The following is an 18525-nucleotide window of genomic DNA, read 5'->3' as shown; positions in this document are numbered from 1 at the left end:
AAAAAAACAACTTTAAAGCAAATTGAATTCAGTCAAAATATACTAAATTGCAAGCCCAATCAAAATACCACACATGTTTGCAGTTGATAAAATGCATTTTGAAATTTCAGAGCGAAAGATGTTACTTCGGCTTTTTGATGTGTTCTTTGTTTTAACTGCTTTGTATTTATTGACTTATGTAAAAGCTTTTAATTATTTTGCAGTTGAGGCTGGAACCTACCACCGAGCGATTTTATTGGCCGTTTATCTTAATTTATTCGGAACAATCTTCGAAATGTACAATTTACAAGTGGCAAGCAATCAGTTTCAGGTGCTTAAAAGTACTTTAATTACAGCCTCTACCACGGTACTGATCTATTTGTTAACTCCCTATTTTTCGCCTACTTTACCTAACAATCGACTTCAAATCGTCTTGTTTTTTATAGTTGTATTTCTGAGTTTATTTGCTTGGAGAATGCTTTATGTAAGCTTTTTAGCTTCCAATAGATTTTTTCAAAAAGCAGTACTGCTCTGTGATCGGGTACAAGTAGAAGAATTAATTAAAGGTCTAGAAAATATTGATCCGCACTACAAAATTATTGGATTTGTTCCTTTGGATTTCGAATCGCAACAGGAAGTCTATCCCTATGTAAAGGAACTTGATGGAGAGGGAATGCTTTCGTTTGTGAAAAAACATGGCGTTTCCGAGTTAGTGATTGCTTCGCAAATAACAACTGGAATGACTACTAGTTTATATCAGCAATTACTCAAAGCATTAGAATCGGGAATAATTATTAGAGAATATACACAAGTTTACGAAAGTAAAACGCAGCGTATTCCACTGCAACACATGTCTCGTGATTTTTATCGCTTTTTTCCTTTCAGCCGCTCCAATCAAAATAAATTATATTTAGTTACCCTACGTGGCTTTGACGTTTCAGTCGCTGTTGCGGGTTTATTAGTGGGTTTGGCTTTATTGCCTTTGATTCTGTTGGGGAATGCCTTGGCTAACCGCGGTTCTTTGCTTTATACACAGGAAAGAGTGGGCAAGGATGGGGCTGTTTTTTCTATTCTTAAATTCAGAACGATGGTTAAAAATGCAGAGCTTGACGGTGCCGTTTTTACAACAGCAAATGACCGGCGAATAACTGCTTTTGGTAAGTTCATGCGTAAAACCAGAATAGATGAATTCCCGCAGTTTATCAATATACTTAAAGGAGATATGGCTGTAATTGGCCCAAGACCTGAGCGTCCTGTTTTTGTGAAAGAAATAGCCGCAAGTATGCCATTTTATGAAACGAGACACATTATCAAACCGGGGTTGACAGGTTGGGCGCAAGTCAATTATTCGTATGGAGAAACATTACAAGATAGCTTGATAAAATTGCAATACGACTTGTATTACATCAAGCACCGCTCTATTTATTTGGATCTAAACATCGCTTTTAAAACCATCACTACTGTTCTTTTTTACAGAGGGCAATAAGGTTGTTTGATTTTGTTTTTTTTGTAGTGCTTTGTTCAAAGTCCCTAGTCCTTAGTTCTTGGCTTTTAGTATTTAACACTTAACACTTAATACTTACTATTCACAATTCACTACTCACTACTCACAATTCACCACTCACCACTCACCATTCACAAACTAAATAATAATAGGAATTGGTTTTTTGTTTTGAATTAACATTCTGACAGATAGTACAGCACTTGTGAGTACAATAGGAAAAACTAAAATTAAATGTGGTTTATTAAGGCAATAGGCGGTATAAATACCCAAAGCAATTAAATTCATGGTTGCCAAGTAGTAAATTATTTTTTTGTTTTTCATACCATAAGCCAACAATAACAAAAGTAATAGAGGATTAAATACCAATAGGTTATAGTTATTGGCTAATTCTGCGTGTAATGAAAAGCTCCACGCTGTTGCAAATAATACCCCAATAAGTCCTAAAACCGTCATAAAAAATAATGAAAGTCCTTTTTTATTGAAACCCACGATAGCAAATAAAATTAGAATATAGCTATAGGGATTATTCCACCACGAAAAAGGAGTGGGCTGGTTATAAGGTAATACCGTTACCGTTTCTTTGGCTATTACCGATTTATTAAACTGTACTTTCTTTAGGCCTTCTAACAAATCAAAAGGTAAAAAAATACGGTTGGCTGTTTGGTCTACTTTGGATCCGAAGATGATGCTTGTGCCGAGTTTTTCGTAAAAATGACCATCAAAATAAGGAAGCAAAACATCGCGATAACTGTTATCAGTAGCCTCTTTTTTTGTAATTAGGTTGGTTTTAGCTGCCTTATTTATAGCGTCTACAACCATGCTGGTGCAGTTTTTATCAATGAATTTGTATGTATAATGACTATCTGCGGAGGTGATATCGTGCTGTAGTTGTTCAAATAGCCGTTGTTTGGCAGCAAGTGGGAGTACTAATTCTTGCTCATAAACCGCTCTTTGTTCGTATTGGTATTGAGCAATAAAATCGGCATACGAATGTGCTACTGCAAAATATTGTAAATCGCCTTTAGCAAATTTCATGACAAAGTTGGGCGTTTTAAAGTCGAAAGCACCATAGTTGTACACTGCATCAAAGCCAGTAGTTGCGTCTTGAACTCGAACCGCTGTATGACCAAATAAGGAATACGACTCGTTTCCGGTACCACACGTAAGCACACTAACTTTGCTTTGTGGTGATAACGATAGCGGTTGGGCATTAATAGCAATGCTAAATATTCCGATTAAAAAGAAAATAATGGATTTGTAAATTGAAAATTTCTGCATGAAATTCATTTTTATAATGTTATTCAATAGCTGCGATACTGTTTCTTTTTCATTTGCGAAAACAAAAAAAGCGTTGCAACTAAATGTTATTGGGTTACCTTCTAAAAAGACCCAAATCGACTTTAATTGAAAAAATATTCGAGTATAAAGCGGTGCTTTGATCGCCAATATCAGTCAGTGCATAATCAATTTGAATGCCTTTGTATTTGAATCCGAGACCAATATTGGGTTGAAATCCTACTTTGTCGGTACCGTCTAATTGTTGTACATTTTGGAAATTTCCCATTCCTGCACGAAGAAAAACCAGATCGGTATAACCAAACTCAAAACCCACTGCTGGATCAATACTAACAAAATCAGTAGCAATGAGGTCATTGGTTTTTGTAAAACGCATATTCAAGTTGGCCGCTGCTTCAATACTATAATCGTATCGGATGATAAATTTTTTAGCCAGTCCCAGTTGTGCTTTTGGAGCTGTAATCTCTGTACTTTCTGGTAATTCTTGATTTTGTCCCGGAATGGCATTGGCAATTTTTTGGTATTCCTCTTCATTAATATTCCAAACGTTATAAGTTGTTGTGATGTCGCGTACCATCAATCCAAAAGACCAATTGTTGCGTTCAAATTGTATTCCTGCATCAAAACCAAATCCCCAAGCATCGGCAAACTTTCCAATAACTCTTCGGATAACTTTAGCATTCAGTCCATATTGAAAACCAGGAACAGGCAATTTTCTAGCATATGAAAACGTAAAACCATAGTCAGCAGTTGAGAATAAACTTATCCTATTGTAATCAATATTGCCTTCGCTGTCAATTAATTCAGTGGTGTTTAAAATGTCATCTACTCCAAAGCGGATAAGTGAAATTCCGTACGCACTACGATCGTCAATAGGGCTGGCATAGGCCAAATAATCGTACTGCGCAATATTTGCAAAATAATTGGCGTGCATGAATGAGACTTCATGATCCTCCAATTGAACCAATCCTGCGGGATTCCAGTAACCTGAGTTGACATCCTTTGTAGAGGCTACTGCCGTATTGGAGCGCCCTAAAGCAGCTGCATCAACACCTATGTTCATAAACTCATTAGAATATTTTCTAACTGTTTGTGCAAAGGTGCTCATTGAAAGCATTGCGAATACGAAGAGAAGGCTTTTGTGTAAGGATGTCATTTTTACAAACAAGGGGTTTGTTTAATTTTTATCAAAAATAGAATTTTTTATTCAGCTGACTTTCATTTCCTGCTGAATTCTTTTGGGTTGATATGGTCTAGTAAGGTTGCTAGATAACGTTTCTAAAACAATTACGACTAAGCTTTCAATACATGCATTAATGAGTATAAACTTAAAAACGACTACCGCTCCTAAAAACTATCTTAAAAACGTATTTTTCATTGGCATATTGTACTAAATTTGCGCACTTATACTTTAAATCACAAGTCCATGTCGTTTGTAAAACATCTTCCTAATTCTATCACCTTACTTAATCTTTTTTCAGGATGTATCGCTCTTGTTTTTGCATTTCAGCAAGATTTTGAAATGGCTTTTTATTTTGTGTGTTTGGGTATTTTTCTAGATTTTTTTGACGGTTTTTTTGCGCGTATGTTTCAGGTATCTAGTCCGCTAGGCTTGCAATTAGATTCATTGGCTGATATGGTAACTAGTGGCGTAGTGCCTGGCGTGGTGATGTACCACATGTTGGTAAGTCATGCTTCTACCGCTGCTGCGCCTCATTTGCAAATTCTCCCGTACTTGGGTTTTATCATTACTTTAGGATCGTGTTACCGTTTGGCAAATTTCAATATTGATACACGTCAGACAGATTCGTTTATCGGTTTGCCAACTCCTGCCAATGCATTATTTATCTTGAGTTTGCCTTTGGTTTTAAAATACACCGACTCATTAATTGCAATTGAATTGCTTACAACAAATTACTTTTTATTGCTCATTACTTTATTGAGCGCCTATATGTTGAATGCTGAAATCCCGTTGTTTTCTTTGAAAATTAAAAAATTAAGTTGGGCAGGTAACCGTTTACAGATTGTTTTTCTTTTGATTTCAGTTTTGTTATTAGTGTTTTTCCAATACCTAGGAATTCCGTTGATAATTCTTTTTTATGTTTTACTTTCTGTTGTAAACAATAAATTGCTTCAAAAGTAAATTTGTCGTCATGGCTAGGCAAAAAATAGTTAGAAAAACGCGTATTGTACGAAAACCAAAAAAGAACAGCAATTGGCGTCGCTTTTTGTTTTCAAAATATGTAATCGGTTTTTTAGTTGTTTGTTTACTACTGGCTCTGGCATATCATTACCGTAATGGTTTAGCTTATTATTTTAGTTTTAAAAGTGATAAATCAAACACTGAAAGCGCATTATCTAAAAAACTTTCAGACGTTAGAAACATACAAGTACTTGCAAAACATGAAGGTAAAAGCATTGGAATCGATGTTTCTGAATACCAAGGGCGTATCAGTTGGTCTTACGTAGATACTTTAGAACAAAAATATCCTATTGATTTTGTTTTTATCAGAGCAACTGTTGGAAAGGATCGAAAGGATCGCAAATTTGATCAAAACTGGCTTGGTGCCAAAAAGAACAAAATGATCAGAGGTGCTTATCATTATTACCGACCCAACGAAAATTCTTTAGAGCAAGCCAAGCTTTTTATTGAAACAGTACGTTTGCAAAAAGGCGATCTACCTCCGGTTTTAGACATTGAAAAATTACCTAAAAATCAATCAATTGCTAATTTGAAAATAGGTTTGCGACGCTGGCTGGAAGCCGTTGAAAAGCATTATGGAGTGCGTCCCATTATCTATTCAGGAGAGCGGTATTATGATGATTTTTTGAAAGACGAATTTAGTGACTACCTTTTTTGGATTGCCAATTATAATTTTTACCGTGAATCAATCGACTCTGATTGGTTGTTTTGGCAGTTTACTGAAAAAGCTACTGTGCCAGGAATTGATGAAAATGTCGACGTAAATATTTACAACGGCGATGTGCAACAATTGCGTTTTATTACCATAGAATAGTTGGTTGGTCATCCTTTCCAATAGTTTTGAGAATGGAAATGCTTTTGCAAAAAAAAAGAGTTCTCAATTAGAACTCAATTTTCTTTTTACGCAATTCAAAGTTTTGACCTAAGTATACTCTTCGAACCATTTCATCTTCTACTAATTCTTCAGGTATTCCTGCTTTTAAAATACCACCTTCAAACATAAGGTACGTTTTATCCGTAATGGCTAAGGTCTCTTGTACGTTGTGGTCGGTGATCAAAATACCGATGTTTTTATTTTTAAGTTGCGCCACAATACGTTGAATATCTTCCACGGCAACAGGGTCTACTCCCGCAAAAGGTTCGTCTAATAAAATAAACTTCGGGTCGGTAGCTAAGCAGCGCGCAATCTCGGTACGACGACGCTCTCCACCCGACAACAAATCACCACGATTGGTACGAATGTGCTCTAAACTGAATTCGGCAATCAAACTTTCCATTTTAGCTACTTGTTCTGCTTTTGTTAAATTGGTCAATTGCAGCACACTCAAAATGTTATCTTCGATACTTAATTTTCTAAAAACAGAAGCCTCTTGCGCTAAGTAACCAATTCCTTGCTGCGCTCTTTTGTACATTGGATAATCAGTAATATTCAAATCATCCAAAAAAATGTTGCCAGAATTGGGTTTAACCAAACCAACAATCATGTAAAAAGAGGTAGTTTTACCAGCACCATTTGGTCCCAATAAACCTACGATTTCGCCTTGGTTTACCTCTACCGAAATGCCTTTTACAACACTACGACCTTTGTAGGTTTTGATCAAATTCTCAGCTCTTAATTGCATTACTTCTTGTTTTTATTTTAATGATATAGTGGTTTTAAAAAACTCTAGTTTTTAGTTTCAGGGTTCAAATGAACAACTAAAACTAAAAACTAAAGCCTCCTTTAACAATTTATTTGGTTGCGTTTTCTTCTAGCGCTTCCCAAAATTCGTATGCACGACGCAAATGTGGCACCACAATAGTACCGCCAACTAGGGTTGCAATTCCCATTGCTTCCATCATTTCCTCTTTAGTTACACCTTCTTTGTGGCTTGTTTCTAAATGGTATTTTACACAGTCATCACAACGTAAAACAGCCGATGCTACTAATCCAAGGAGCTCCTTAGTTTTTACATCTAAAGCACCCTCGGCATAAGCGTTTGTGTCTAAATTGAAAATACGTTTTACAATTTTATTATTGTCTGCCAATAATTTTTCGTTCATTTTTGAACGGTAGTCGTTGAATTCTTGAATGATATCAGCCATTGATTTTTTGTTGATTTTTTACTACTATTTTTGATATTAAGATACTTGCTTCATAGATGATTAGCATCGGAATGGTAACAATAATTTGACTAACCACATCTGGCGGAGTTACAATTGCCGCTACAATTAAAATTATAATTACAGCGTATTTCCAATATTTTCGTAAAAATACAGGTGTTACTAAACCAAGCTTGGTCAGGAAATATATAATTATTGGTAATTCAAAGAATAACCCACAAGCGATGACACTGGTTTTGATTAAACTGATGTAAGAGTCAATACTAAACTGATTTTTCACCACATCACTTATTGTAAAAGTGGCAAAGAAATTTACCGACATAGGAACGATTACAAAATAACCAAACAATACACCCAAGAAGAATAATAGGGAAGAAGAAAAAATGAAAAGCTTGGCGTGTTTTTTTTCAGAATCATACAAAGCAGGGCTAATAAATTTCCATAATTCCCACAAAATAAAAGGGAAGCCAAGAATGAATCCTGCCGTGATACACGTCCAAATCAAAACATTGATTTGGCCTTCCATATTGGTGTTTTGGATGATAAATGGCATCTCAGTAACGCAAATAGTTTCAGCAAAACCCAATTGATAGGATAAATCACAGAAAAAGCGATAGGTTACAAAACTAGGTTTTGTTGGGCCAAAAATAACATCGTCAAAAATATAATCACTGATAAAAAAAGTGATGGTAGCCAATACTAAAATAGCAATGGTACTGCGCACTAACAACCATCTTAATTCTTCAAGATGATCCAAAAACGACATCTCGTTTAAATTCTTTTTTGCCATTATACGATTCCTTCTTTTAATATGTCATGCAAATGCAATACACCTTTGTAATTTCCTTCGTCGACTACAATTAGCTGCGTAATTGAAAAATCTTCCATAAGATTAAGTGCGTCTTCAAGGCGATTTGCTGAGCTAGTGACTTTGGGGTTTTTGGTCATGATATCTTTTGCGGTAAGCGTAGCAAAGGTATCCGTTTCGTTTAGCATTCTACGGATATCACCATCAGTAATAATTCCAATTACTTGCTCGTTTTCAACTACAGCTGTTACGCCAAGTCTTTTTTCTGAAATTTCAAATATCACTTTTTTAATTGGAGCGTCTGGGCTAACCATTGGTTTTAAACTATGCTCCAACAAGTCTTGTACACGCATGAGTAACTTTTTACCCAAAGCACCACCCGGATGGTATATGGCAAAATCTTCTGCTTTGAAACCGCGCATTTCCATGAGGCAAACCGCTATAGCATCGCCCATGACCAGTTGTGCAGTAGTACTGTTGGTTGGAGCCAAATTATTAGGACATGCTTCGGTATCAACTGTTGTGTTTAAAACATAGTCGGATCCTTTTGCTAAAAATGAAGTCATGTTTCCGGTGATAGCAATTAAGGTATTGCCAAATCGCTTCAATAACGGAACCAAAACTTTAATTTCAGGACTGTTGCCGCTTTTGGAAATACATATAATTACATCTTCGTTTTGAACCATTCCTAAATCACCATGAATAGCCTCTGAGGCATGCAAAAACAACGATGGTGTACCTGTTGAGTTGAACGAGGCTACCATTTTTTGGGCTATTATGGCGCTCTTGCCAATACCGGTAACAACCAATCGTCCTTTAGATTGGAAAATGGCAGTAACGGCTCTGCTGAAGTTTTCGTCCAGATAGTCAGTTAGTTTAGCAATTGATTGGCTTTCGGAAAGAATGGTTTTTTTGGCGCTGGCCAGTATATTTTCTTTAGTGATCAAAACAGAATGATTAAAATTTGTATGTGTAAAAGAAATTTGTACCTTTAGGTATTGCAAATTTATACAAAATACCACGTAATAAAGAATGAATTCAAACGAAATTGACATACACAAAGAATTAAAGAAGTATTTTGGCTTTAGCCAATTTAAGGGATTGCAGGAACAAGTCATTAAAAGTATTTTGAGTCAAAAAAATACTTTTGTGATTATGCCTACAGGTGGAGGAAAGTCACTTTGTTATCAATTACCCGCTTTGATTCAAGAGGGGACTGCAATTGTAGTTTCGCCTTTAATTGCCTTGATGAAAAATCAAGTAGATGCTATTCGTAGCTTATCTTCAGAAAATGGAATTGCTCATGTTTTAAACTCCTCGTTGACCAAAACTGAAATTACACAGGTGAAAGCAGATATTAGTTCGGGTTTGACTAAACTGTTGTATGTAGCGCCAGAATCGTTAACCAAAGAAGAGTATGTTACTTTTTTAAGAAGCGTGCCTATTTCATTTGTAGCCATAGATGAGGCGCATTGTATTTCAGAATGGGGTCATGATTTTAGACCGGAATACCGTAATTTAAAGCACATCATCAAACAGTTGGGCGATGTGCCAATTATAGGACTTACGGCAACGGCAACGCCAAAGGTGCAGGAAGATATCTTGAAAAACTTAGATATGTCTGATGCTACCACATTCAAGGCATCGTTTAACAGACCTAATTTGTACTACGAAGTACGCACGAAAACAAAAAATATTGAATCGGATATCATTCGATTTATCAAACAAAATAAAGGTAAATCAGGAATCATCTACTGTTTGAGTCGCAAAAAAGTGGAAGCTATTGCCGAAGTTTTACAAGTAAACGGAATTTCTGCAGTGCCGTACCACGCTGGTTTAGATGCCAAAACTAGAGCTAAACATCAAGATATGTTTCTGATGGAAGATGTTGAGGTAGTTGTTGCTACCATTGCCTTTGGAATGGGTATTGACAAGCCAGATGTGCGATTTGTAATTCACCATGACATTCCTAAATCACTCGAAAGTTATTACCAAGAAACGGGTAGAGCAGGTCGCGATGGTGGCGAAGGACATTGTTTAGCGTATTACTCCTATAAGGACGTTGAGAAGTTAGAAAAGTTCATGTCCGGCAAACCGGTTGCCGAACAAGAAATAGGATTTGCATTGCTACAAGAAGTAGTGGCTTATGCTGAAACATCAATGTCTCGACGAAAATTCATCCTGCATTATTTTGGTGAGGAATTTGATTCAGCTACTGGAGAAGGTGCCGATATGGATGATAACGTTCGCAACCCGAAAGTTAAAGTAGAAGCACAAAAAGAAGTGGTGCAATTGCTAGAAGTAGTGCGTGACACCAAACACTTATACAAATCAAAAGAAATTGTTTTTACACTTATTGGACGTGTCAATGCGGTAATCAAAGCGCATCGTACTGATTCGCAATCCTTTTTTGGATGTGGAGCAACTCATGATGAAAAATACTGGATGGCTTTATTGCGTCAAGTGTTAGTTGCAGGCTATTTGTCAAAAGACATTGAAACATATGGAATTGTAAAACTGACTCCAAAAGGAGCTGATTTTATAGCTAATCCGGAATCGTTCCTCATGTCAGAAGATCATGAATACAATGAATCAGTAGATGAGGCTATTGTTACTGCAGCCAAATCAACAGGTGTTGCTGATGAGGTTTTGATGGGAATGCTTCGTGATTTGCGTAAAAAAGTGGCTAAGAAAATTGGCGTTCCTCCATTTGTTGTTTTTCAAGATCCTTCGCTGGAAGATATGGCTCTCAAATATCCAATTTCAGCAGCTGAATTAATCAATATTCATGGTGTTGGAGAAGGTAAAGCTAAAAAATATGGTAATGAATTTGTAGCCTTAATTAGTAGGTACGTACAAGACAACGATATTGTCCGACCGGATGATTTAGTGGTGAAATCTACTGGAGTAAATTCTGCCAACAAATTATATATTATTCAAAATATAGACAGAAAACTATCTCTTGACGATATTGCTTCGGCAAAAGGTTTGAATATGGATGCTTTGATTAAAGAAATGGAACAAATTGTGTACTCCGGAACCAAACTTAATATTAAATATTGGATTGACGAAATGCTCGATGATGATCAGCAAGAAGAAATTCATGAGTATTTCATGGAATCAGAAACAGATAGTATCGAAAAAGCTTTGAAAGAATTTGATGGTGATTACGATTTAGATGAGTTGCGACTTATGCGAATCAAATTTATTAGCGAGGTTGCCAATTAATAACGAGTTCAAGAATTTTTTTCTACCCCAAATGTATGGTCATCAGCATAATTATTCCAACTTACAATGAAGCGCTCATAATAGAAAATACAATCTTGCATTTGCAAAAAATTATACCGCCTTCGAATTGTGAAATCATTATTTCTGATGGCGGTAGCACGGATGACACCTTACAAATTGCTGAAAAATTAGGTGTAGTAGCAGTCCTTTCGCCTGTAAAAGGACGCGCTGGGCAAATGAATTTTGGCGTGCAAAATGCATCAGGAGAAGTGTATTTTTTCTTGCATGCCGATAGTTTACCTCCTGCAGATTGCTATATATCACTACAAAAAGCCTTTGCTCAAGGGTATAATTGTGGAAGTTTCCGCACGAAATTTGATTCCGATAGTTTTCTGTTAAAAGTTAATGCCTTTTTTACACGCTTCAATTATTTATTTTTTAGAGGTGGTGATCAGGGAATTTTTTTAACCAAAGCACTTTGGGAACGTGTCGGTTCTTACAAAGAAGAGATGTTTATCATGGAGGATTACGACTTCATTGCTCGAATTTGGGAACAAGGAAAATTCAAATTAATTCCTAAAGCGACCATGGTTTCTGCTCGAAAATATACTGATAATACATGGTTAACCGTGCAGTTGGCTAATTTGAAAATTGTACGCATGTATAAAAAAGGAGCCTCTCAAATTGATATGGTGACCACGTACAAACATCTTTTAAACTATCGTAAAAATGCATTTTAAAGACAAAGTAGTCTGGATTACCGGCGCATCTTCAGGGATAGGAAAGGAACTTGCTTTGCAGTTGGATGCGTTAGGAGCAATTTTGATTTTAACGTCTTCCAATCAAAGTTTGTTAAGTGAATTGCAGCCACAGCTGCAAAAATCAAAAATACTAGTTTATAATTTATTAGACATAATAGGAATTCCGGGATTGGTTGACGAGGCTTTGTCTTGTTACGGGCGTATTGATTTTGTGATTCAAAGTGCTGGTATTAGTCAGCGTGCTCAAGCTACCGAAACTGATATGGCAGTTTATGAAAAATTAATGACCATAAATTATTTTGCTCCAGTTGCAATCAATCAGGCTTTGCTGCCTCATTTTGTTGCGAAAAACTCGGGCCATAGCGTTATAATTAGCAGTGTAGCTGGATTAATGGGATTTCCTTTGCGTTCTGGTTATGCAGCCTCTAAACACGCTATCAAAGGTTATGTCGAAACGGTACAATGTGAGTTACTTGAAACCAAAGTACTGCATTCTATCGTATATCCAGGAAGGATTGATACTCCAATCTCGAAAAATGCCCTTCAAGGCAACGGACAACAGTACGGCACAACCGATGCGAATAACGAAGTGGGAATGGACGTAAAAATTTGCGCTCAAAAAATTATTAAAGGTATTCAAAAAGGTAAAAAAGCAATCGTAATTGTCAAAGCTGAACGTATTTTGCTGTGGCTATGGTGGTTTTGTCCCGCTTTGTATTATAAAATTGCTCATAAAAAAGGTTTACAAAATTAATATATAAACAGTCTATGCATCAGTATTTATCAGGAATTCAACAAGTAGGAATTGGAGTTAGTCAAGCGACAAAAGCCATGCATACCTACAAACATCTTTTCGGAATGGATGTTTTGATTTTTGATGATGAGGCTAAAGCTAGTTTAATGACGCAATATACTGGTGGAGTTGTATACAGCCGACGTGCTATTTTGACCATGAATTTGCAAGGCGGTGGCGGTTTAGAAATTTGGCAATTTAAAGACAGATCTCCAACTCAAGGTGCTCAAGTTGTCTTAGGTCAATTAGGGATTAATGCGGCTATTTTAAAATCTCGAAATTTAAAACAATCGCACCAACGTCTTTCTGCAATACAAGGTTTGGTTGTGAGTGCAATTGCATCAGGACCTGATAGTCAACCTTATTTTTATGTAACCGATACAGACTCAAATCATTTTAAAATAATTCCCTCTACCGATTGGTTTCAAAATAATGATTTTGATTTGGGTGGCGTTGTAGGAGCGGTTATTGGTGTAAGCGATATGGAAAAATCAATTGCATTTTACCAAACTATTTTAGGACTTGATACTATCACATACGATGATTTCTACACTGAAAATGGTCATAATTTTAGAAAAGTAGGACTTTTTAAAGCGGCAACAGGTAAGGGAGCATTCAATACCTTGCTAGGAAATGTAACTGTTGAATTGCTGCAAAATTTAGATCAAAAACAACCTAAAATTTACGAAAATAGGTTTTGGGGCGATTGTGGTTTTATTCATCTTTGTTTTGATGTTATTGCTATGGATGCTCTTAAAAATCATGCAGCTACACACGGATTAGAGTTTACAGTAGATAGCAACAATACCTTTGCGATGGATAATGCCTCGGGTAGATTTTGTTATATCGAGGATCCAGATGGCACCTTAATTGAATTGGTAGAAACACATAAAGTTCCTATCCTAAAAAAAATTGGTTGGTATTTAGACCTTCGCAAAAGAAATCAAGAAAAACCTTTACCGAGATGGATGATTAAAATGCTAGCTTTAAGTAAGGTAAAGTAATTACAAACTTTTATAAGTTTTGTAAAACCAGGCGCTTAAAGGCATGCATAGAAAAAGCACCAACGCTATAGTCCAATTAAAAATTACTCCTGTAATAATAGCCAGAAAAGCTACCAAAATAGGATAAAATAGCAACAGTATACCAAACAACACGGAGTCGTAAAAAACAGTATTCTTAGTTTTTTGCAAGGCTATTTTTTTAACCGAGTAATAAATTCCATAATTAGCCAAAAAACCTACGAAGGCTGGTGTCGCAACAATGTACTTTATAAATTTTGCTTGTAAGATTACTTGCTTTGGAAATATTTCAATATCCTTGGTGTCACTTTTTACCAACAAATTAGTGGTCATACCTGTTTTTAATTGTTTGTTGAATTCATTGAAAAAAACAGCTTCGTTCTCTTGTACATTTCTATCAATCGAAAAGGTTGGATTAAAATGTATCTCAACTTCTTTCGGGTTCTTGCGAAAGGAAGAATAATTGATCGCAGTGGGTTGAATTCGTAGGTTTTTTAATCCTGCTTCAGCTGCCATAAGCGCCAGTCGAGCAGTTCCTTTTTTTAACAGGCGTAGTTGCCATTCGTTTTTACAAATTCCTTCGGAGAAAATTAAAATCGTTTGATTCTGTTGGAGTAAATTGATACAAGTTTGAAACGTATCATCGTTTTTACTCAAATTCTCTTTTCCTTCACTTAATCGGTAAATTGGAATTAAATGCAAGGCTTTTAAAAATTGTGCTACTAATGGTTTTTTGAACGCATCGCCTCTTGCTAAAAAATAAATGGGTTGCGGGTAGTGCACAGCGATTACGATAGCGTCAAAAAAAGAATTTGGATGATTACTCGCTAAAATGGTAGCTTGGTTGGCTACAAAAGGCTCGTGAAAACGCGCTATCGTTTTATTGGTGTACAATGGCAATGCCACAGAAGCTGCTAGTTTAAAAAAATAATACATAGACAGTTATTTCCAAATAAGCGGTAAGTCTTTCTCCTCGTCGATATCTGTTAATTTTGGAAGGTCGAAATAAGTTAAACTATTTTCTTGAATACCAGCAATTGTGTCTGGGTAAACCGTTTCGGTACTCCAAGTTTTGTTTAAAAAAACAAATCCATGCAACTTTTTCATCCCCAACAAATAATAGCCACCGTCAAAAGTAGGGCCTATCACTGTGTCGTATGTTTCAAGTTGAGTAAAGGCGTCATCAATAATTGTGGAGGTCAGTTCATAGCAATCGCTACCAATGATACAAACCGAGGTGTAGCCCAAACTAAAAACTTCTTGAAAAGCAGTCTTCATTCGTTCTCCTAAATCAGAACCGTGTTGCACTTTTTTATGAAATTCGGTTTCCGGCCATTGATCCTTTCGTACAATCGCATCAGAATAAAAAAGGAATTTATCGGCAGCAACTGGGGTAACAATTGTTTGAGTATGGTGTAATAGTTTTTTATAAATTTCTAAAGCTTTCTCATTTCCAATTGTTTTAGCCAAGCGAGTTTTTACTTTGCCTAATTCTGGATTCTTAGTAAATAAAATGATTGCATTTTTTTGCTGCATAATTTTAAATTAAAAAGCTGCAGTTGAACTAGAACTGCAGCTTGTTAGGTTTAACAACAACCACCTCCGTTATAATGAAACGTCGACTCGCTGATGTAAATATCACTTCTGTTGAGGTCTGCAAGCGCTTGAGCTGTTTTATCGCATACCGCAAGAGGCTGATTTTTTAGTAAAGTATGCCCTTTTTTATCGTCAAAGTAATCTTCTTTACCATAATAAATCGCCGCTTTTCCAGTAAATACGCACGGTCCATCACTTGGCATCGGGTCTTTGATGGCGCAAACTTCGATACTTTCAATAAAAATTAGTTCATCTGTCGCATAATTTGCAGGATCTAAAATGCGGTACGGTCTTCTTCCTCTAATTTCGATAGTTCCAAAACCTACATCAGTTAACATTTTGATGTATTCTTTAATCGGAATACTTCCGCTAAGGCATAAAGCTCTTAAGTGGTCATCATTACGCAGAGTTTCGTTCATTTCTTGCTCGCACGTAGGATCACTCATAACCAATCGACCACCTGGCTTTAGCACACGATACATTTCTTGTAGCGCTTTTTTCAAATCATCTGTTTTGAAAATATTAAACAAGCAGTTTTGTGCAGCAATATCGATACTTTCATTTTCAATTGGTAGGTTTAAAGCATCTCCTTTTTTTAGTTCGACAAATTCACTTTTGAACCAATCGTTTTCTTGTTCAGCAACAATAAAATTCTGACGAGAAGCTTCTAGCATTTCATCGACTACATCTACACCAACTACACCACCTTTTTGGCGAGAAAAATAAGCAAATTGTAGTAACTCCATTCCGCCACCTACGCCAACATAAAGAATTTTTGGGTTGTTAATTAAGTCTTGTGCAGAGATGGTGCTTCCACAGCCGTAATTCATTTCTTGCATAATTTTTGGAATCTCCAAACCTGGGAATTTCCAAATAGGTGTAGTCGTGCAGCACAATCCTACATCAGGTGTTAAGGCGGCATCGCGGTAAAGGTTGACGGTAGCGTCTAAATAATTTTCCATTCGATTGTATTTCTTCTTATTATTAATTTTAAGTTTTAAATTTCGTTTCAAAGAATCCTTTTAAGAAACGTTGCGCTATGCAACAGCTCCTCCACAACTACTTCCAGAACCTGCTGTACAACCGTAACAGTGGTTGTTTACAATTATAGAGCGATCTTGCAACGCACTTGCATTAAAAGTACTGATGTGTTGTGTTGTTGGGTTACTCACTTTTAGTTCTAACATTTGATTAAAATCACAGTCGTAAATATAGCCGTCCCAACCTATTGAAATGGTGTTTCTACACATTACATTTTCTGCTGCTGTTGGGTTAAAGGCATCGATTAATTTGGTCATATAATCTTCATAATTTTCAGATGTGATCAAATAATCAAGATAGCGACTTACAGGCAAATTGGTGATGGCAAATAGGTTGTTAAAACTAATTCCAAAATCATTAGCAAGTGCCGTTTTGTATTCTTTTTCAAGTGCACTTTGATCAGGCGGTAAAAAGGCTCCCGCAGGATTGTAAACCAAATTTAATTTTAATTCGGAGTCTTCTTTGCCATAGCCCACCTCGTTTAGCATTTGTAAAGCTTTGATAGAACTTTCAAAAACACCATCACCGCGTTGTTTGTCAGTTCTATTTTTCGAATAAAACGGCAAAGATGAAATGACTTCAATTTTGTGTTTTTTGAAAAACTCAGGTAGGTCGTTGTATTTTTTGTTGGCAGTAATGATGGTCAAATTACAGCGAACGTACATCTGAATTCCTAGTTTACTTACTTCTTCTACAAACCATCTGAAGTGCGGATTCATTTCAGGAGCCCCACCAGTCATGTCTACAATTTTAAAAGTAGGATTAGCTTTGAGAACTTCAATGATTGTTTCCATTGTTTCCTTGGTCATGATTTCCTTTCGATCCGGACCTGCGTCGACATGGCAATGCGTACAAACTTGATTACACATTTTGCCCAAATTAACTTGAAATACTTCAAGGGCGGTAGGACGAAGAGGGCGTAAACCAATTGTATTTAGTTGGGAATGAAATGGTGTAAATTGCGTAGGATTTTGTTCCAAAACTGCCAGTTGATGCTCTGCTTTTGATAAGGAATTAGCTGTAGCTTTGAGTGATTTTAATTTAATTTTTACAAATTCGCTCATAAACTTATTTTCTTGACTTTATTCATCATTTGAACACCATGTACCAAACTAGCTCCACCACGAATGGCTGCAGCAACATGTACGGCTTCCATCATTTGGCTTTCGCTGTATCCTTTTTCATAGGCATCAGAGCTGTAAGCATCAATGCAATACGGGCATTGCACAGCATGCGCAACTGCAAGCGCAATTAATGATTTTTCTCGTGCTGTAAGAGCACCTTCTTTAAAAACTTCTCCGTAATAGCCAAAGAATTTTTCGCCCATTTCTTTTTGAAACTCAACGATATTGCCAAATTTTTTGAGGTCATCTGCGTTGTAATAATTTATATCCATCTCAGTTTTTAGTATTTAAAATTTTCTAGAAATAAACTCCAATCGTAATCGTTGTATTTTAGTTTTGGTTTTGTGCCTTTGGGAATGATTTTTAAATCTTCACAAATTTTTAAAATGCCTTTTTTGTTTCCAAAGTCTCCTCGAAACCAACTCATTAATATAGGTAGGTGCAAAGTATTTTTATCCTTGTCATAGCGCGCATCATTGCTCAAATAACTTTTAGTAGCTATGTCAAGTTGCTCGTTTATTTTAGCGGGGTCGTAAGAGAAAATTGGTGGACAACTTTTTGCGCCACAATTTAAGCTAAAATGAATTCTATAATCCACCTTTTCTACACGGTATTTTTTTTCTAATTGCGTCGGAAACAACTTCGAAAGTTTTCCTAAACTCAATTTGATACTTGATTTTCTTAAAAAACCATGTTCAATCATGTCTAAACTCAATTTGTTTCCAGCAACTACAAATTGCTTCGATTTAAAAAAGGAGTTGCGACTTTTATATTTTTCAGGATCTTTTTTTAAAGCATAATTAGTAAACCCGTTATAAAGATTGATGAAGAAGGCTTTCTTAAGATCATCTGTACCTAGTTGAGCGAGTAGTTCTTTTTCATCTGCTTTTGCAATAGCCTCGATCAAAGCTACTGTAGTTGTGTCGCCATATTTAGCAGCTTCAATAAAATCTTGCGAAATTTTCACATAATTTTTGGGTTGCGCCAATGCAACTTGAACAAAACAAAGGATAAATATTATATTTTTCATGGCATTGTTTTCGTAAATTTATTATTATTTACGAGAT

Annotated in this window: 19 protein-coding genes; 7 read left to right on the top strand and 12 right to left on the bottom strand. The window is 36.1% G+C overall.

Features of this window, described 5'->3' with window-relative positions:
• Window positions 1–73 precede the first annotated feature (73 nt).
• A complete protein-coding gene (locus tag KBJ98_RS06675) occupies window positions 74–1465 on the top strand; it encodes an exopolysaccharide biosynthesis polyprenyl glycosylphosphotransferase (RefSeq protein ID WP_210788908.1) in 1392 nt (463 codons plus the stop codon).
• A gap of 156 nt (window positions 1466–1621) precedes the next feature.
• Here KBJ98_RS06675 and KBJ98_RS06670 read toward each other — a convergent pair whose 3' ends face one another.
• Window positions 1622–2761, bottom strand: a complete 1140-nt coding sequence (locus tag KBJ98_RS06670; protein WP_210788907.1) for a lipoprotein N-acyltransferase Lnb domain-containing protein — start codon at window positions 2759–2761, stop codon at window positions 1622–1624.
• Between the two features lie 94 nt (window positions 2762–2855).
• Window positions 2856–3935, bottom strand: a complete 1080-nt coding sequence (locus KBJ98_RS06665) for a putative type IX sorting system protein PorV2 (RefSeq protein ID WP_449536183.1) — start codon at window positions 3933–3935, stop codon at window positions 2856–2858.
• A gap of 270 nt (window positions 3936–4205) precedes the next feature.
• Here KBJ98_RS06665 and KBJ98_RS06660 point away from each other — a divergent pair, with 270 nt between their 5' ends.
• Together KBJ98_RS06660 and KBJ98_RS06655 are read left to right on the top strand one after the other, a co-directional pair.
• Entirely contained in the window at window positions 4206–4922 is a 717-nt protein-coding gene (locus KBJ98_RS06660; protein WP_210788906.1) for a CDP-alcohol phosphatidyltransferase family protein, read from the top strand.
• Window positions 4923–4932: 10 nt separating this feature from the next.
• Complete coding sequence (locus KBJ98_RS06655; protein ID WP_210788904.1) at window positions 4933–5796, top strand: glycoside hydrolase family 25 protein; 864 nt, start codon at window positions 4933–4935, stop codon at window positions 5794–5796.
• A gap of 67 nt (window positions 5797–5863) precedes the next feature.
• On the opposite strand, the gene lptB is transcribed toward KBJ98_RS06655, so the two are convergent.
• The 4 genes from lptB to KBJ98_RS06635 form a co-directional block, all read right to left on the bottom strand.
• Window positions 5864–6604 (bottom strand): LPS export ABC transporter ATP-binding protein, encoded by a 741-nt coding sequence (gene lptB / locus KBJ98_RS06650; protein WP_166136374.1) that lies wholly within the window; start codon window positions 6602–6604, stop codon window positions 5864–5866.
• 109 nt (window positions 6605–6713) lie between these two features.
• On the bottom strand, window positions 6714–7067 hold the full coding sequence (locus KBJ98_RS06645) for a carboxymuconolactone decarboxylase family protein (RefSeq protein WP_166136377.1): 354 nt from the start codon (window positions 7065–7067) through the stop codon (window positions 6714–6716).
• Window positions 7060–7875 carry a twin-arginine translocase subunit TatC gene (gene tatC, locus KBJ98_RS06640; protein ID WP_210788902.1) on the bottom strand — a complete coding sequence of 272 codons (816 nt, stop codon included), beginning with the start codon at window positions 7873–7875 and terminating at the stop codon, window positions 7060–7062. Before tatC ends, KBJ98_RS06645 begins: the two co-directional genes overlap by 8 nt.
• Window positions 7875–8840, bottom strand: coding sequence for a KpsF/GutQ family sugar-phosphate isomerase (locus KBJ98_RS06635; protein ID WP_210788900.1), 966 nt, complete (start codon window positions 8838–8840; stop codon window positions 7875–7877). Before KBJ98_RS06635 ends, tatC begins: the two co-directional genes overlap by 1 nt.
• A gap of 85 nt (window positions 8841–8925) precedes the next feature.
• On the opposite strand from KBJ98_RS06635, the gene KBJ98_RS06630 reads away from it, so the two are divergent.
• Genes KBJ98_RS06630 through KBJ98_RS06615 form a run of 4 tightly spaced genes read left to right on the top strand, consistent with a single transcriptional unit; the run spans window position 8926 to window position 13679 of the window.
• Window positions 8926–11121 carry an ATP-dependent DNA helicase RecQ gene (locus tag KBJ98_RS06630; protein ID WP_210788899.1) on the top strand — a complete coding sequence of 732 codons (2196 nt, stop codon included), beginning with the start codon at window positions 8926–8928 and terminating at the stop codon, window positions 11119–11121.
• Between the two features lie 35 nt (window positions 11122–11156).
• The gene (locus KBJ98_RS06625) at window positions 11157–11861 is read left to right on the top strand and encodes a TIGR04283 family arsenosugar biosynthesis glycosyltransferase (RefSeq protein ID WP_210788897.1); all 705 of its coding nucleotides are present in this window, start codon (window positions 11157–11159) and stop codon (window positions 11859–11861) included.
• Window positions 11851–12636, top strand: coding sequence for an SDR family NAD(P)-dependent oxidoreductase (locus KBJ98_RS06620; protein WP_210788895.1), 786 nt, complete (start codon window positions 11851–11853; stop codon window positions 12634–12636). Before KBJ98_RS06625 ends, KBJ98_RS06620 begins: the two co-directional genes overlap by 11 nt.
• Before the next feature lie 14 nt (window positions 12637–12650).
• Window positions 12651–13679: a VOC family protein gene (locus KBJ98_RS06615; RefSeq protein WP_166136395.1), complete on the top strand. Its 1029-nt coding sequence runs from the start codon at window positions 12651–12653 to the stop codon at window positions 13677–13679.
• Here the strand turns inward: KBJ98_RS06615 and KBJ98_RS06610 are convergent, their stop codons facing one another.
• The 6 genes from KBJ98_RS06610 to KBJ98_RS06585 form a co-directional block, all read right to left on the bottom strand.
• Window positions 13680–14633 (bottom strand): 1-acyl-sn-glycerol-3-phosphate acyltransferase, encoded by a 954-nt coding sequence (locus tag KBJ98_RS06610; RefSeq protein WP_210788894.1) that lies wholly within the window; start codon window positions 14631–14633, stop codon window positions 13680–13682.
• Between the two features lie 6 nt (window positions 14634–14639).
• Window positions 14640–15233 carry a TIGR04282 family arsenosugar biosynthesis glycosyltransferase gene (locus KBJ98_RS06605; protein WP_210788892.1) on the bottom strand — a complete coding sequence of 198 codons (594 nt, stop codon included), beginning with the start codon at window positions 15231–15233 and terminating at the stop codon, window positions 14640–14642.
• A 50-nt stretch (window positions 15234–15283) separates the two neighbouring features.
• On the bottom strand, window positions 15284–16255 hold the full coding sequence (arsM, locus tag KBJ98_RS06600) for an arsenosugar biosynthesis arsenite methyltransferase ArsM (RefSeq protein WP_210788890.1): 972 nt from the start codon (window positions 16253–16255) through the stop codon (window positions 15284–15286).
• A 75-nt stretch (window positions 16256–16330) separates the two neighbouring features.
• Entirely contained in the window at window positions 16331–17398 is a 1068-nt protein-coding gene (gene arsS, locus KBJ98_RS06595; RefSeq protein WP_210788889.1) for an arsenosugar biosynthesis radical SAM (seleno)protein ArsS, read from the bottom strand.
• On the bottom strand, window positions 17395–17730 hold the full coding sequence (locus KBJ98_RS06590; RefSeq protein WP_210788887.1) for an arsenosugar biosynthesis-associated peroxidase-like protein: 336 nt from the start codon (window positions 17728–17730) through the stop codon (window positions 17395–17397). Before KBJ98_RS06590 ends, arsS begins: the two co-directional genes overlap by 4 nt.
• 8 nt (window positions 17731–17738) lie before the next feature.
• Window positions 17739–18488, bottom strand: coding sequence for a DUF547 domain-containing protein (locus tag KBJ98_RS06585; protein WP_210788885.1), 750 nt, complete (start codon window positions 18486–18488; stop codon window positions 17739–17741).
• Between the last annotated feature and the right edge of the window lie 37 nt (window positions 18489–18525).

Origin of the sequence: Flavobacterium erciyesense (genome assembly GCF_018069925.1) — a bacterium.
Lineage (GTDB): Bacteria > Bacteroidota > Bacteroidia > Flavobacteriales > Flavobacteriaceae > Flavobacterium > Flavobacterium erciyesense.
The sequence above is the reverse complement of the archived record's forward strand: the minus strand, read 5'-3'. Positions and strand labels throughout refer to the sequence as shown.